The following is a 16,448-nucleotide window of genomic DNA, read 5'->3' as shown; positions in this document are numbered from 1 at the left end:
TATATCACCTCATATATTGTTAATAATCTCTTCATAAATTCTACTGGAATGGTTTTTATTTCTGTATGAAATAAAGCAATTACTTTTCTCAAGAAACTCTTTTTTCATTTCAATTGCATTTTCACTTTTTAATTCCAATAATAATTCTTCTTGATTAAGAACTCTTTTACCAAATAGTTCCTTTTTGTGGTCAATTGGACCTTCATTATAATGTTCAGAATAAAATTCATCATAATCAAATTGATAAAAAATTACTGGCTTTTTCATATATGCAAAATCAAAAGACACTGTTGAATAATCAGTAATTAGTAGACTATGTCTTCTCAGGAGAGATTGAACTGTTTCTTCTCCCTGTCTAACAACAAATATTCTATCATGAAATTTGGGTAACTCACCTAGCAATTTTTGTATTTGATAGTGAGGATAAAATGTAAGCGTTAAGTCCTTTTTTTCTAATATTTGGTGAAGTTTTTCGGATTGTAGTAACTCTAAATATTTCTTGAAGTAGGTTGAGTCCTTTAGTTTACTTTCAGATTTTATCCAACTTCTCCAAGTTGGCATTAATAAAATCTGTTTACCTTCACTTGTATCTTTCAAAGCATCCCATCTAGCTAATCCTGTAACTATTACTTCGTCTTCCTTATAACCAAACTCTTCTATAATATGTTTTTTTTCAAATTCCGAAGAAACAATAAACAATGAATAATTTGTTCTATTCTTATGCAAGGAATGGTTAACTCTACTTACTCCAATAACACCATGCTGCAAAAATATTTTTTGATTTTGTTGCCATTCTGGATAAAACTTTAAGATCTTTTTATAAGATTCTGTATACATATTTGGTAACTCTGCATAGCTATTTAAGGACTTATTACAAACCAACAAATAAAATGAATGCTTTATGCTACCGAAGTCAATGATATTACCAAAACGACGTACATTACTTAAATCCCTAGAACTTTTATCAATCACATAATGTATATTTATTTTTGGATGATTTTCTCGGATAAATTTAAATAAATGATAAGAATTGTCCTGAGCCGTATCTCTTCTTTCACCGATCAACCATATATTTTTCTTTCTAAATAAATTTCCTAATAACTTGTATAAAATAATAACAAAAAACGTTTGAAAGTCTTTTTTCAGTAGAAAACTAAGATCATATTTAATATTCTTTTTTGTTTGGCTTAATTTCAGATGCATTTTCTCAGTTAAACTAGATTTTTTTATTCTAAAAGTAAAATATTTTCCTTTTATAAAGGTAGGGATAATAAGGAGGTTGCTTTTTACATGAGGTTTAAAATAATTCCTTAATTGAGCAAGGATTACCTCAACTTTTTGTTCGACTTCAACATTATCAATAGATAATTTTATAAAAACTTCCCATTTACCTTCGCCCAATTCTTCCAATAAATTTATGTTCAATGTTTCAAATCCTGATTGATCATAATTTATTGTATTGTTAGAAAACAGATAAGAAATATCGGTCCTTAACGCATTTTCTAATGATATTGCCTTACTTTTATCATCACTTTTAAATATTAATTCCTTTTTAATTCGTTCTGTGGACATCCCTTCTAAATATGCATAACCACCGATTGTTAGCTCTTCGCCTATAAATTTAAAAACTTCAATCCTGTGTATAATTTTTAACTCATTTACCTTTAGGATACTTTTATATTCAGGAAAGAATCTATAAAGGTAATGAAATATTGTATCACCTTTAACTATTTTTTCACTTTTCATTTTATGTTTACGATTTATTTGTAAAAGCTTAACAGTTTCTTCATACTTCTCCTGTAATATAAAGGTAACTAATAGTCTATAGTTAGGCTCTAAATATTCAAAACTGTCTATTTGAGAAACACTTTCAAAAAAATCTAACCCTACATTTAATAAATAATTTTGCTCCTTTACTTCTAGCAAAGGCCCTTTATTAAAAATAGAGTCTAGAAAGTATTTAATTTGCCTTTTTTCAATATGTTGAAGAAAATGTATGATGCCTATTTCTTTGTATAGCTTTTTAATTTTCTGTTGAAGTTCTACCAATTTTTCAAAATAAGTGATACTTACCTCTTTAGAAAGACTTTCTTCAGTTTTTACTACTCTGTAATAAAGAACATCTATATCATAGACAATTGTCTTATATGAAAGAAATAGACTTTTTTGTGTAAATAGCAAGTCTTCACCAACTGATTGTGTTTCATCAAACAGTATCTTATTCTTTCGTATAAACTCAGTATTAAAGAGTTTATTATTTACAGAAGGCGTCAAATGTAGTTCTGGATTCATCTTTATATTCTGTACTATAGAACCTTTTTTTGAAAATACCTTTTTCATGTAAGATAATTTCCATTGTCGTTCATTGTCAAAGCAGACAATATTTCCTATAGCTGTTTCTGCATTATTATTTTTACTTTGGATGAATAATTTTTCATACCCATCTTTTGTAACGAAATCATCGGCATCCAAAAAGGTAAGGTACTCAGCCTCTACCTTAGTAATACCTAGATTTCTTGCAGCACTTACCCCTTTATTGTCTTGTTTGAAGTAAAATACATTACTGAATTGTTTTGCGTATTCTTGACAAATTTCACTACTACCATCTGTCGAGCCATCATCAATAATAATAATTTGAACTTCCTTAAGGTTTTGTCTTAATACTGATTCAATAGCATTTCTTATATATTTTTCTTTATTGTAGTTTGTAATAATGACACTTACCTTGTAATTCAAAGTTCTTCACTCTTTCATAAAATAATCGATTTATTATTGATCAGATTGTGCGGTATACGGCTAACAAATTCATCTTTTCAATTTCCCAGTTATAGTTTTGACTTGCGCTATAACAATTTTCACTCATTTTATTACGCATTTCTTGATTCTCTAGTAGCGTATTAACCCCTTCTGCAATTGATTTATAGTCATGTGAATCAATGCACAATCCAATATACTCATTTTCAACAACTCGCTGTATTTCTGGAAAACTACAAGCTATTACAGGAACTCCAGCCATCATGTATTCAAATAATTTATTAGAAGAAGCAGAGTAATGGTTGAAGCATACATTATTTAACACTTGGAACCCTAGGTATGCATTTCTTGTATAACTTGGCAGTTCAGCTAAGGGAACCTTTGGAAGAAACTTAACTTTGTCATGAAGTCCTTTTTCCTCAACCATTTGTTGAAGATTTGGCTTAATTCTTCCGTCACCAATAAAAACAAGTGTTCCTTCCTTGAATAATGGAGCTGCTTCAACTAGTCTTTCTAACCCACGTCCAGTTTGAATACCACCTTGATACAAAAGAATTTTCTCATCCCCAGAAAGACCAAGGATTTCATGCAATGGTGCTTTTTCTTGACTTTTATTCTCTTGTTTAAATGGATAATTATGAACAACATTTGGATAAAACCCGTAATAATCTTCATTATATTTTGCACGAGTATGATTTTCGACAATCATTGCATCGATAAACTTAATTAGCAATCCTTCTAACTTTCCTTGTACTTCCGAATATCCGGTACGACTTGTTTGTACTTCATGTGAATCATATATAAGTTTCTTTTTCTTGAAGCGGAACTTTGAACAAATGATTCCTTGAGGAAGGGTATTTAAATCGTTAGAGTGATAAATATCGTAATTCTTTTTGTAGCCTTGAGCAATCATTCGCGCAATAATACTGCCCCTAACCCAAATTATACTTAACTTTGTTTTAATACTTAGTCCCATTACAGCTAATAAACCTGTAACAATTAGGGTTGGTAGAGTATATAAATATAGGCATAATAACCACAATGCAGCGATTATTAAGCCTACAAATTTGTTATTGCGTAAATAACGATACCCTTTTTGCATCCATTCTAATGCCAATGGATAGCGTCTTACACGATATACTTTAAAATGCGAGTTACGCTCCTCATATTTTGGTAGTGAAGGGGCATTAGGATCATGGATACAAATTAAATCCACTTCATACTGGTCTTCAGAAAGTGCGGTACATTCACGAAGTACTCGAGCGTCGTTGGTGAAATGGTTCCAGACAAACATGCATACTTTTTTTCTCATAGTGTTTCAACCTTGTCCATTTTGATTTCTTTAGCTTCTTTTTTAACTTTTAATCTCATTGCGTTACTTACACGACCTTCAATAATATCAATCAAATTAATAATATTATTTTCCCACAAGAAATTGTTATTCACATATTCCCTCCCATTATTTGCAAAGTACTTTTGCTTATTAGGATGATTTTTAATGTATAAAATTTCTTGTAGCATTTCTTTTGCATTTTTAGAACTGGAAACAAATCCGATTTGTTCGTGTTCAATAATATCCTTTGAAGTTCCAGATACAGACGCTACAATTGGAACTTGACAAGTCATGTAATCAATTACTTTACCTGGAAGAACTGTTTCAAAAACTTTTTGGTTAGTTAAAGTAACTAGTCCGACGTGATGTTTAGATGTAATCTCTAAGCACTGTTTTCTCGTTGTAGGTTTGATGAACTTAACATTTGATAAGTTATTTTCTTTGACATACTGAACAAATTGCTCGCGTTTTAATCCATAACTAATGACTGTAAGGTCTATATCATTTTCAGCTAACTCACTTGCAAGTTCCATTAGAATATTTGAATCTTGTGCAAGCCCCATATTCCCAGCATAGATAACAGAGAACCTTTCATTTTTTTCAGTTTGGATGTTGATTTCATACTCCCTAGCTCCATTCGGAAGAAAGGCAATATTTACTGCAGGAATCTTTGCTTTTTTTGAAATATAATCAATGAACCCTTCACTATTAACCACAATTTTTTCAGCTTTTTTATATAAAAGAGTTTCAATCATACTAAATGTAGAAATTACAATTGGATGACTAAAAACACCAACACCTTTTAGCGATTCTGGCCATAAATCACGAATCTCTAAAACTAGTTTACTATTAAAACGATATTTCGCTAATAATCCAACCATTGCAATAAAGATAGCAGGTGACGTAGCGATTACAACATCATATTTATTTCGATTGAATAATACATATATTACCATTTTGATGGCAATTTCCAAATAAAAAAGCAAGCGATTGATAATACTACGAGAGTATTTTCGATTCCTTAATTGAACACGATGTATATCATCGGCGTGTTCATTTAAAAATTCATCGTCCCAAAATTCTTCGTCATCATAAATTTTATTGTTTGGATAGGTTGGATCGGTTGTTAATACATTCACATCGTAACCGTTCTTTTTCAGGAGTGTATATATGTTTTTCATTCTGTTCCCTGCACTACCGATCTCAGGGTAAAAATTTTGTGAAATCATTAAAATTCTTTTTCCCATACCCATTCAACACCCCTTTCCTTGTATTAACAACCGCCAAATTTACTAGGTTAAAAGTCCTGCTCTTTAAATATATTTTTAGCCGTACTTTGTTACCACAATAAATAACTATAAGCCAATTTGTAATTTTTTTCAACCACAATGATATTTTTTTCCAGTTAAATTGTAAAAAAACTAATCTTTGGAAATAATAAATATCAAAACAAAAAAACTTAATAAAAGGGAGCGTTATCCGATGGTATACATAAACAACGTTTCAAACTTTAAAGATTCTATAGATATAGTTAGTGAGGTTATGGAAGACACTTCCCAAGGTACATTTCATTTGATTTCCAATGAACTTTCAAATGGATTGGACAATCTATCCTTAAACATAACTTCTGAACAAAAACAAGAACTGTCTAACGCCCTTAAAGCCTTTAAAGAAACAAAAACCTACTATTATTTACGTGAGGACTTAAAAAACTCCTTGCTGGATCTTGAGAGTCAATTATCGTAAACTGACAGGTCCTTTATTCAAGATGCCATTCGAAAATTAAACAAATGATGGGCTGAAGAAAGTCCCTCAGCCCACTGATTTTTAATTATTCGCGCTAAAAAGTATCAAAAATACTTTTGATTCAGATTCTGGATGTCTATGCCATACGTAGTACAATACTGACCAGATAACTTTGCTGTATTTTGAGTCGATATTGTGTTTTTCAGACTGAAAAATACCAGTTTCCCATTTAAAGTTGAGATTGTTTCTAGCATGGGCAGTGGACACTTAAGTGATGTTAGGTACAATTCTCTCGAAAACGAAACAGTACCTACCATACCTTTAACTGCAAATACTGAAAACTCTGTTAGGAAACTCATAGGTCGTTCCGTATTCATCGACTATTTTCTTCCCTTTACTTAAAGCAACTTGCTGACTTGAACAAGAGCCAAATGTCTTTGTAAAGTCAATGATGTTATCCTTCGTCATGAAAATCGTTCCACGTTTCTTCGATATCTCCGAAACGACTTTAATCCTCATGGCATTTGATTCGCCAATAATTTGAAAATTAGAGATGTCGAAGCGACTAATTAAGTTCACATTATAAAATGGAAAGCTATTCGGACTGACCGTTAAGAACCAAGCATCTTGTTAGTAGTTTGTAAAGAAGCGGTTAGTACATCTGCCAGTAGTCACCTCTCACAACAACCGATAAGTTTTTCTGGCATAACTTACTGAAATTCGTTACTTCATAGTGTATAACCCACCATGGCCTCGTATTCGTATTATCGGTTTATAATGATAACGTTTTTTTGCACTATATAAATAGGAAGGTTCTTGGTATATTCAAGTTCTTTATTACTATAACCATTTGGGTCATAATAAGGATTATCAGGGAAAATTCTGGTTAAAGTGATGTAAGTTTGTCCTGATTTATGTCATAATGGTTCCTATAAAAATAAAAGTTACAACTTCTTTTATAGAGTGAAAGTAGGGATTTTTTATGGCAACAGGAACACATACCGTTGTAGTTCCAGTAGATGTACAAGCTGTTTGGGATTATCTCAGTGATTTTGAACGATGGGCAAAGACAGTGCCAGCCTATAAAGAACATGAAATCATCAATGATACGCAATCAATTTGGACATTTGAAGGTAAGGTAAAAGGGATTAAAAAAACAATTAGAGCCCAGGTAGATATTACTGAGTGGAATGAACCATCAAATATTAAGTTTGAAATTAAAGGACTATCCGATAATTTTACAGGAAGTGGCCATTTTACTGCAGAGGATATGAATGGTAAGACAACTATGACTGGGACAGTGGAAGTGAATGCTGGGGGATTATCAGGTGCTGTCTTAACACCTATTATTAAATGGGCTGTTCCAAAAGTAGCCTCTCGCCTAACTGAATCTCTTGCACGTAAAATTGCGGTATTAGCGTAGAAATTAAACGGGTCGCTTGTACATAACAATTGAAAAAGAGCCCTCACGTTTGTGGGGCTTTACCTCTTACTTCTTATTTTTTAGTTTTTCTAATAAATCTTCAGCTGTTTTACGCGCTTGTGCGGTTTCCTCATGTAATATTTCTACATATTTAATGGAGCCATCTTCGTTTAGATCTAGGTGAATGATGTCCCCTTCTTGTAGGTCACTAGGTAATTCATCCCTGTTTATGTTGATCTGAATTCTTTCATTATCCCTCAATAACAGGACCGCAAGATGACCTTCAAACCGGTCTACTGTGTATTTATTTTGCAAGTTTATCAATCACCTTTCCTTGTGGGTCATATAAGACCGCTGAATCCCCTGAGTTATTCCATATGTTCCCTGTCGTCCATAATAATTGTGAAGGTGGATTATGTTTAGCATTCCTACCTGAAACGATTTTTACTGTAGCCCCTTTTTTTAGAACATACCCTGAAGGGAAATAATACGTTTGATTTCCTTCCACGCTTACTAGTTTCCAGCCATCCATTTTTATGTCTTTCGAATCAATGTTTTTTATTATTACAATGTCACTTCCTAAATCTAATCCTGTTATATCTATTTTTCCAGTCGTTGTCAGTGGCGTAGGTTCTGAAGGTTGTGGCGAAGGCGTTCCTCCACTTCCTGTCCCTGTCCAAGGTGTAGCATTCATAGTATATGTGGAACCGTCAGTCATGACCACAATGTCCCCAGATTGATACGTCGAGTACAGTTTGACTTTTTTATTTTTGAGTCTGTTAACCACGTCTGCATTCGGATGTCCATATGCGTTTTTTCCGTATGAAAGGATGGCTACTTTTGGATTCACGGCATTAAGAAATACTTGGGATGTAGTTGTAACAGAGCCATGATGCCCTACCTTTAGGAATGTTGCTTGTAGATTACCTGAGCGAGACAGCATCACTTGCTCTGAGTCGATTGATGCATCTCCAGTTAACATGAAGCTCACATTATCATAGGTTACCTTTGCGACAATTGACCCCGCATTGTTTTCATTATAGCCATTTCCATTGTTTAAAATAGTAAAACTGATTCCTTTACTTAATGTGAATTGGCTTCCCACATTTGGAACTTCTAAAGGGATATTCTTTTGGTCGACAACATGTAGATAATCGAGATAGGTTTGAGATGTATGAGATAGTCCTGAGTCTAACACTCTGCCTACTGGAATTGACTGTAAGACATCAATTAAACCGCCAATGTGATCTGCATCTGGATGTGTTGCAATTAAATAATCAATCGAAGTAATCCCCGCTTTTTTGAGATAGGCTACCACTTTTTGACCTGCAGAACGGTTTCCACCATCTACTAATAAGGTTTTCTCTTCAGTTTGAACAAGGATGCTGTCACCTTGCCCAACATCAATGAAATGAACGGTTAATTGTCCTGGTGTATCGTAACCAAGACCTTGTAAGGCTCTGTCAGGAATCGCTATTTTTCCACCTAAGACAATGGTATTGACCGTCTTTCCAGATAGATATGACTTTGTACTACTTATCGTACGAGTCGGATGAATCAATACTATTTCCGCATTTAACCTGTTCGCTAATCCTGAAGCAGCAACCGCATCTGGATAGTCTTGTTTCGTCTTACTAACCGATTCGCCTCGTACAAGAATGATATGATCCGCATTAATATGTAGATTGTTTGCGGCTGTTACACTCGTATCGTACCGACTTCCACCTGCAATCCGGTTCACTTTTATACCTTTTGCTTTAAGTTGGTTCTCAATCTCAGTGGAGATGACGGCAGTACCACCATAAATATCAACTTCATTAATATTGGAAGGTAATTCAACTCTCATTGAATCTTTCGTGGCTAAATATATGGGAATTTCATAAATGGCAGATGTCGCGGAAGCTGATAGTGCGTCTGCCACGGTTGAACCATTTACAAGAATCGCCTTTGACTTTTGGGCAGTCCCTGCCACGTTATTAATCGCTTCGGCTGTTTTGAAACGATTCTGGCCTTGTACACGTTGCGTTTGATAGCCGTTTGATTGCAATTGATATTCAACAGTCGTCGATATAGCCCCTGTACCACCGAGAATGTAGATCTTTGCAGCACCTAGTCGGGTTAATTCTGTCAAAATCGACTGATCTAGTTTGTTTGGGTAAGTAAGTAGGATTGGCGCATCCAACGTACCAGCCAAGCTTGCTGCGGCAAGAGCATCTGCTGGATCATCTGCACGAGCTAAAATGACTGATTTCTCTGGGCTCTCCAACCCGTTTGGCCATCCCGTTTTCGATATTTGCAGTGCCGTATCTAAACGGGTGCTACCAGACAACCGTGTGTAATCACTGGCTGCCATATTAGATGAAGGATTAAAAAGGATCGTACTTACTGTGATTACGATCGCTAACAAAAGATAACAAAACTTTTTCATATGTACCTCCTTACAATAGAGTAAATAAATGACCTACATTATGATTTCATCGTGATATATCTGGGTAAAAAATTCCTACATATAAAGGAGATATTCCTATGACATATTCACTGAATTACTTTCTCCTATTTTCCTAAAAACATAAGTGATTATTTAGTCTAAGGGGCCAACTAGAACGCAAAAAAGAAGTGAGCCATGGTTGGTCACTTCTTTACTGATGAGATGTATTCGGAAGGAATAGTGAGCGGTCCCACCGTCGAGGCCCTTGCTGACAATGAGCGGTCGTCACTGTCTCGTGTCATCATTAATTGTTCCATTTTATAAGGGGGACTCCGTTTTGTTTGTCTTTACTCATGTCACCGTTATAGGTCGGGTCGTCCTGTGTTGGCTCTATGATGATAAAGATATTAAAGGCATATTGATCCCAAATCGAGATGCCTCTTTGTTTTAGTTCTGTTGATGCATTTGCTTTTTCTGTATAGATGTTTACAAGACTTTGAGCCAGTTGTTTTGCGTTTTGTTCGGATGTGCCTTCCTTTACTGTGAGAATAAAGCTTACGAATCCTCCTTCACCTGATAGAAGGAATCCTTCTTCGCTCACCTGCGGGTCACCTTTAAGTGCTTGATTTGTTTCTGTTTCCCATTGACTATCGATTTTGACGCGTTCTTTGTTCACCTTATTGATATCAACGTATCCATTAGGGACGGTTGTATCAAGGTTGAGCGAAACGACCTCATCATCCACTAATGCTTTTTCAACAAGTAGTTCTTCGAATACTTTTTCACCTTCATATGTGATTAATTCTAAGACAATGCTAGTGTCGAGATTGATTTTAACCTTTGCTTTTGTTCTTGTGTAATCAGAGTAATCGGGATTCACCGTTGCAAGTAACTGAACCCATCCCGCTGCCTCGTCTACTTTTTCTACATCCCACGAATAAGCATCTGAGAACAAGGTTTCATACCCATTTAGAGGGAATAATGGTTCAAGCGTTAGATCGGATGGATTGTTGAAAATATCCACAGCCGTACCAGTCAGATCACTAGTTTCAAAGTTTTTTAAAATGTGGTCCACTTGTGTAAGCTTATTTCCTTGAATGATTGTTTTTAAATGTTGACTATTTTTTGGTCTATCAATGAACGAATCAGCAACATATGTGAGATTCTCATTTGTATATTCCATGTTGATCTCGTAGGTTCTCTTGATGGTTTGGCTATCGTAGGTATTGCTATGATAGGTTAGCTGCATTTTTTGAAATGGTTCCCTGATGCGATCCCATTCATCTTTGAATTGGGCAATCCATTCTTCTCCTGTTTTTTCTTGTTGCGGTGGGGTGGTTTCTTCTATGGTTTTGTCTTCATTTTTATCTGTAATTGGATTTTGATTGGTCGGTGGTGTAGGATCTTCTGCTTGTTGACCTGGATTTTCCTTTCCTTGCTGCAAGACATACGAGCTCGTTATGATTGTAAATAAAGCGACTGCGGCTACTGCTGCTAAAGTATGAATGACCCTCTTGTGCTTTTTCGGCTTTTTCTGGAGACGCTTCAAAATTTCTTCTTTCTGGCTTTGGTACGGATGTTTTGAAAAGACATGTTGGTCGAATTGTTCCTTTATGACTTTTAGTTCATCTTTCATATTGTTCACTCCTTTCTTGTTCGCTCTTCAGCATTTTTCTAGCCCGATCCAGACGAGTTCGTATTGTGGATGCACTCACTTGGAGAAGTTCACTTATTTCAATCGTAGACATTTCTTCATAATAAAATAAAAAAATCACTTCTCGATAGATCACGGGTAGCGCTAGTACTTTTTCCGCTAATAATTGATTCTTTTCATTTTCAAGTAAAATGGATTCAGGGGTATTTGATTCCATCGTTTTCAGGATGTTGGCAAAAAGTTGTTTTAACCCTTTCTTTCTTCTTTCCTGTGCCCTGAGGTAATCCTTCGCTTGGTTTGCAGCAATGGTGTACAGCCACGTCTTCACTTTGCTTCTTCCCTCAAATGTTTTATGTTTTTCATAGACTTTGATAAACACATCTTGCGTGACCTCTTTAGCAACGGACCAATCCTTTACATATGAATAAACAAAATTGGTAATTTGACGCTCATACACATCGATCAGTTCCTCAATGAAAGCGGCGGAATCCGCGTTATCGGGTGACAATGACCCTTGTGTAACGATGTTTTTCACCCCACTCACCCCCTATGTTGTTCTATTTACTTGTTTGACGTCCGATTCTTCTTCTACGTCTCAATTGTATCAAGTTTTTTATTCAGAACAGAGAGAGAGGTACGCTGCCTATGGTACTCTACCCTTTTTATTAACCAAGGCATCTATCCCATACGTTCTGTGGGTTGTTCCCAGTTCAAGTAGGAGATAGCTGGTTTTGGAGTCGGAATTTTAGATGTTTACTGAATGTTGGTTTAAACGCATAAAAAAACTGCACCCAATTGTTCGTTTTGGAATCAAACGATTAGGTGCAGCACAACGTTAAGTTATATTTTCATTATTTCACAACTGACTCAAATACCGCTTTCACTTTAGGGATGACATCATGGCTTCCATTTTTCACGTCTTCAATCAACATTGCCACTAATAGACTTGGGTTTTCGGTGTTAACTGCCACAAACCAGCCATTTTCCTGGCCATCTTCCTCTTTTGTTGCTTTAAGCTCAGCTGTTCCTGTTTTTCCAGCAAGCTGTATGCCATCTATTTTTGCATCATGTGCAGTTCCATTCGGATCTTCGACAACCTGAACTAAGTTATCTAGAATCATTTGGGCATTTTCAGATGTTACGACATTTTCCTTCCAAACAACGGGTTCCGCATCGTCCATGATGAGCTTTGGTTTGATCAGATTGCCTGAATTCAGCAATGGTGTATACGCAACTGCTAAGTGGATGGGACTCATTTCGAGTTGACCTTGCCCATAACCTGTATCCGCTGTCAACACATCAGAATTAAGCCCTTCGTTTGAAACCTTCGATTGATAGACAGGATATTCAAACGGGAATTCTTCACCAAATCCGTATTTCGTTAGTTCTGACTCAAATCGTTCTCCACCAATACCTAATGCTGCTTGTGCGAAATAAATATTGTCAGAGTAGACAAAAGCGTCTCGTAAATTTACTGGTTTTCCTGGGTCCGTCACCCTAGTAATGGAATATCCCCCCCATGAGCTATCCTTTTTCCACTGTTTTCCTTTAATATCAATCGATGTCTGAGGGTTAATCACTTGATTATCTAACGCGATTTCCGCTGTGATCGGCTTAAAGGTCGAGCCTGGTGAATACGTTAGGTTAAAACGATTCAACAGTGGCTTCAGTGGATCTTCATTTAATTGAGTCCACGGAGCATTTCCTAGCACAAATGCATTTGGATCAAACGCAGGACTACTTACAAGTGCAAGTGCCTCACCAGTTAGCGGATGAATTGCAGCTGCAGCGCCTGCCTTCCCACCCAGTTGATCGTGTGTGATAATCTGAACATCGATGTCAATCGTTAAGGTAATATTTTCTCCGTTTTTTACTTCTTTTTGAGCTAGGGTTACCTTTTCTTCATTTGCTTTTTTAATGTAGAGATGGACGCCTTTCTCACCTCTTAGGCGCTCCTCAAAAACGAGCTCAAGGCCTTTCTTTCCTACCTTATCATTCGCTGAGTAGCCTTTTCCTTCAAGCTCTTTTAAATCTTCCGCCGTCACACTCCCAATATAGCCGATTAGATGAGCAGCCGCATCCTTAAAAGGATATACACGAGATTCTACCTTTTTTGAAAGGACTCCTTTTAATTGTGTGACCTCTGTGGCAAGCTCCTGTTCTTGTAAAGGTAGTCTTGCTATTGGCACAAAATAGTCAGGTTGAACCCAAGAAGCATTTAGCTCTTTTCCAATGGATTCAGGGGTTACATTCAATAACTCCGCGACTTTCGCTATGGTAGCCTCTTTATTTTCACCGAGGTCTTGAGGAACAAGCCCGATTTCATAGACTAGGCCGTTTTCTGCTAGTTTGATACCGTTTCGATCGAGAATTTCCCCACGAGTCGGAGAACTTTCGTCAAAACGTACTTGGTCTCCTTCTTGCATATCAGGAAAAAACATGGCGGGCTTCCATTTTACCTTCCACGTCTTCTCGTCTTCTTTTTCCTCTAACACAAGTGTAGCTTGTTCGGAAAATTCAACAGGACCAGCGATTGTTTCCATCGCTAAGTCGTATGTAAACGTGACCTCCCCTTGGTCATTTGGCTTCACTTCTTCATCTGATGTTATAAAATTGATCGTCAGGTTATTCACACCAATATCAGTGTATATCTTTGTGAAGCGTTCTACAAATTCATCCTTATTCACCGTTTCTTTTGTATCCGTTGAGAATTGATCATAGACTTTTTCAAAGTCTAGTTGACTCCAATCAGCAATAAACGAATTAAATGCGTCCTCTGGTTTTGGATCCTCTTCGCAGCCTGTTAAAAGAATCGTAATCATCAAAAGACTACCGAATAACCAATGTAATTTTTTCATCGTCCTCCCCCGCCTTCTATCCTATTTTCTTCCATACTCCCAAGTATAATATATTTTTTGGTATTTTTTGAATACTCATTTGATAAAAAATGGAACCTATCTCGTGATTCACTTCCATTCGGTTGTGTTAATCCACCACCCCGCTATATTGATTCCATGATGATGGACTTCTTTGCCAGTGCCATCGATGTATGAAAAGGAACCAGTAGCGAATAGGATATAGAAGTTTGTATAGCTGTCCGTAACGGGGACAATTTCCGATTTAGTCATCAGGTTGTCCTCTTCATCGATGTAGGTAGAGATCTTCACACAGCCGCTTTGGCAATAGAGTTGATTTCTTTCACTTATCCAATTCTGGAATGAGTCAGGATGGGCTGGGACTCGTAACAGAAAAAAAGCCAGTGTCAATTAGACAAGAGCTCTCAACCAAGCTTTTATCCTTTTCTCTTTCTAGGGCTAAACTTATTAGTGGGATCACGAGAACTGCTGTATAAATAGTGAGCCACAGAAACAGACTTTCTTTAAACAGAATCCATCCGCAAGAGAAAATCATGAGGAAAAAACTTAATTTTAGAATGAATGGACAGGTTCCTTTTGCCTATTATTCTCGCATACTGTTTTAGTTGTTTTGCTAGGTGCAACAGAGGAGTTCTGGAGTCTCAAATATGGTTTAATCAAACGTTTGTTTGAATTCAAACTGTTTGCTACTACTAGTTTTACGTGGCAAACAAACGATTGTTTGAAATCTAGTTTTATGATTAGTACAGGTTGTATTGATGTGTGGTTTTGATGTATGAGAATAAGAATAACAGAGTGTTTGGGGTAGGTCATAGCCACGGGATTGCGTCATTATCTCGGGATTTGGGTTCTCGCCCGTGTGTTTATGAGCCTCCGACTCGAAATATGCGTCCTCGCACGAGTATATGCGCCTTCATCCTGATTGTACATGCCCCTGTCAAATAGACAGTTTAAAAACGCACAAAATTAAGCTACCTGAGTCCTATATTCAACAGGACTCATTTCTAATTTCGTTTGAATACGTTTATTGTTATAATAGTTAATGTAAGCTTCTACTGCTTGTCGTACTTCAATTACTGTTTCAGGTTGGCTGAAACAAAGCATTTCACATTTCAAATGCCCAAAGAAGTTCTCAATACATGCATTGTCCCAGCAGTTGCCTCTGCGGGACATAGATTGGGTAATACCCATATCTTGTAGTCGCTTCATATACCGATGGTTTGTGAATTGAGTGCCTTGATCGCTATGCAAGATCGCTCTTTTCTCAAACCCTCTTTTTTTCAGGTCATCTAATGCCCTATATACTAGTTTCATCCCCTGATTCGTTCCGATTGAATAAGCAACGATCTCCCCATTGTATAGATCTTTTATTGCACATAAATAGATCCATTTCTGAAAACTTTTTTTCACTTCAATATACGTAATATCAATCGCTAATTTAATTCCTGGTCTTATCGCATGAAAATTTCTATCCAATATGTTCGTTATTATTCCATTTGGTTGAGGTCTATTTTTGAACCTTTTTCTGCGAATTTTACATTGTATTCCATATTTGCGCATGATTCTTGAAATACGTTTCTCATTTACAATCAAACCATATTCTTTTTTCAATAAAAGTTTGATTCGCTTTCTACCAACAGTTCCTCGATGATCTGTAAATATCTTATGGATATAAAGAAATAAAGACTCATCAATCCTATCCTGATTATTGTTTCCATTCCTTTTTAACCATTTATAATAACCAGAACGTGATACCTTCGTTATTTCCACCAATTTTATTACTGGATATTGGGTTGAATACGCATGAATAAAAGCGTATTGTTCTTCTTTATCGTTCACCCCCTTTTTAGACGCAACAACTTTTTTAAATATTCATTCTCCAACTTTAGTAATTCATACTTTTCTTCTAACGTTTTTGCCTTCTTACTCTTCCCCTGACTATTCGTCCCCCTTGCATCGTTTAAGGCAGAATACCCCTCGGCTCTAACCTTCTCTACCCAATCATATACTCTACGTTGATTTTTAATCTCGAATTTCTTAGCTAATTCAGCAGCTGAATGTCCCTCTAAAAACATCTCTACAACTTGTTTCTTTAAATCATATGAATAATTATTTTGAATTCTCATTTTATACACTCCCCCTAAACTAATGTAACACTAGAGAGTGCGTTTTTCTAAAATTGTCTACCATATAGGTACAATAACACAGGGATTTGCGTCTTCTACCAGGGATTT

At 35.9% G+C, this 16,448-nt stretch carries 14 protein-coding genes; 2 read left to right on the top strand and 12 right to left on the bottom strand.

Annotated features, from left to right (window positions below; all coding sequences use genetic code 11):
* Positions 1–9 precede the first annotated feature (9 nt).
* Genes ACWPVE_RS10965 through ACWPVE_RS10955 form a run of 3 tightly spaced genes read right to left on the bottom strand, consistent with a single transcriptional unit; the run spans position 10 to position 5,334 of the window.
* Positions 10–2,736, bottom strand: a complete 2,727-nt coding sequence (locus ACWPVE_RS10965) for a CDP-glycerol glycerophosphotransferase family protein (RefSeq protein ID WP_453993264.1) — start codon at positions 2,734–2,736, stop codon at positions 10–12.
* A gap of 40 nt (positions 2,737–2,776) precedes the next feature.
* Positions 2,777–4,066, bottom strand: a complete 1,290-nt coding sequence (locus ACWPVE_RS10960; RefSeq protein ID WP_453993262.1) for a glycosyltransferase — start codon at positions 4,064–4,066, stop codon at positions 2,777–2,779.
* The gene (locus ACWPVE_RS10955; RefSeq protein ID WP_453993260.1) at positions 4,063–5,334 is read right to left on the bottom strand and encodes a glycosyltransferase family 4 protein; all 1,272 of its coding nucleotides are present in this window, start codon (positions 5,332–5,334) and stop codon (positions 4,063–4,065) included. The genes ACWPVE_RS10960 and ACWPVE_RS10955 overlap by 4 nt, the downstream gene beginning before the upstream one ends.
* A 235-nt stretch (positions 5,335–5,569) precedes the next feature.
* Between ACWPVE_RS10955 and ACWPVE_RS10950 the strand changes: the two genes are divergently transcribed.
* Positions 5,570–5,833 (top strand): hypothetical protein, encoded by a 264-nt coding sequence (locus ACWPVE_RS10950; protein ID WP_453993258.1) that lies wholly within the window; start codon positions 5,570–5,572, stop codon positions 5,831–5,833.
* A gap of 321 nt (positions 5,834–6,154) precedes the next feature.
* Here the strand turns inward: ACWPVE_RS10950 and ACWPVE_RS10945 are convergent, their stop codons facing one another.
* Positions 6,155–6,352: a hypothetical protein gene (locus ACWPVE_RS10945; protein WP_453993256.1), complete on the bottom strand. Its 198-nt coding sequence runs from the start codon at positions 6,350–6,352 to the stop codon at positions 6,155–6,157.
* 463 nt (positions 6,353–6,815) lie between these two features.
* Between ACWPVE_RS10945 and ACWPVE_RS10940 the strand changes: the two genes are divergently transcribed.
* Positions 6,816–7,256: a CoxG family protein gene (locus tag ACWPVE_RS10940; protein WP_453993254.1), complete on the top strand. Its 441-nt coding sequence runs from the start codon at positions 6,816–6,818 to the stop codon at positions 7,254–7,256.
* 66 nt (positions 7,257–7,322) lie between these two features.
* Here the strand turns inward: ACWPVE_RS10940 and ACWPVE_RS10935 are convergent, their stop codons facing one another.
* The 8 genes from ACWPVE_RS10935 to ACWPVE_RS10900 form a co-directional block, all read right to left on the bottom strand.
* The gene (locus ACWPVE_RS10935) at positions 7,323–7,571 is read right to left on the bottom strand and encodes a DUF3006 domain-containing protein (RefSeq protein ID WP_453993252.1); all 249 of its coding nucleotides are present in this window, start codon (positions 7,569–7,571) and stop codon (positions 7,323–7,325) included.
* A complete protein-coding gene (locus ACWPVE_RS10930) occupies positions 7,561–9,684 on the bottom strand; it encodes a cell wall-binding repeat-containing protein (protein ID WP_453993251.1) in 2,124 nt (707 codons plus the stop codon). The genes ACWPVE_RS10935 and ACWPVE_RS10930 overlap by 11 nt, the downstream gene beginning before the upstream one ends.
* Positions 9,685–9,988: 304 nt before the next feature.
* Positions 9,989–11,320, bottom strand: coding sequence for a hypothetical protein (locus ACWPVE_RS10925; protein WP_453993249.1), 1,332 nt, complete (start codon positions 11,318–11,320; stop codon positions 9,989–9,991).
* On the bottom strand, positions 11,310–11,873 hold the full coding sequence (locus ACWPVE_RS10920) for a sigma-70 family RNA polymerase sigma factor (protein ID WP_453993247.1): 564 nt from the start codon (positions 11,871–11,873) through the stop codon (positions 11,310–11,312). The genes ACWPVE_RS10925 and ACWPVE_RS10920 overlap by 11 nt, the downstream gene beginning before the upstream one ends.
* A 316-nt stretch (positions 11,874–12,189) precedes the next feature.
* Positions 12,190–14,196 (bottom strand): penicillin-binding transpeptidase domain-containing protein, encoded by a 2,007-nt coding sequence (locus tag ACWPVE_RS10915; RefSeq protein WP_453993245.1) that lies wholly within the window; start codon positions 14,194–14,196, stop codon positions 12,190–12,192.
* A gap of 108 nt (positions 14,197–14,304) precedes the next feature.
* Positions 14,305–14,466, bottom strand: coding sequence for a hypothetical protein (locus tag ACWPVE_RS10910; RefSeq protein ID WP_453993243.1), 162 nt, complete (start codon positions 14,464–14,466; stop codon positions 14,305–14,307).
* Positions 14,467–15,180: 714 nt separating this feature from the next.
* The gene (locus tag ACWPVE_RS10905; RefSeq protein ID WP_453990196.1) at positions 15,181–16,053 is read right to left on the bottom strand and encodes an IS3 family transposase; all 873 of its coding nucleotides are present in this window, start codon (positions 16,051–16,053) and stop codon (positions 15,181–15,183) included.
* Entirely contained in the window at positions 16,050–16,340 is a 291-nt protein-coding gene (locus tag ACWPVE_RS10900; protein ID WP_453990198.1) for a helix-turn-helix domain-containing protein, read from the bottom strand. The genes ACWPVE_RS10905 and ACWPVE_RS10900 overlap by 4 nt, the downstream gene beginning before the upstream one ends.
* Between the last annotated feature and the right edge of the window lie 108 nt (positions 16,341–16,448).

The sequence above is a fragment of the Bacillus nitroreducens genome (assembly GCF_964021195.1).
This window is presented reverse-complemented; position numbering and strand designations above follow the sequence as displayed.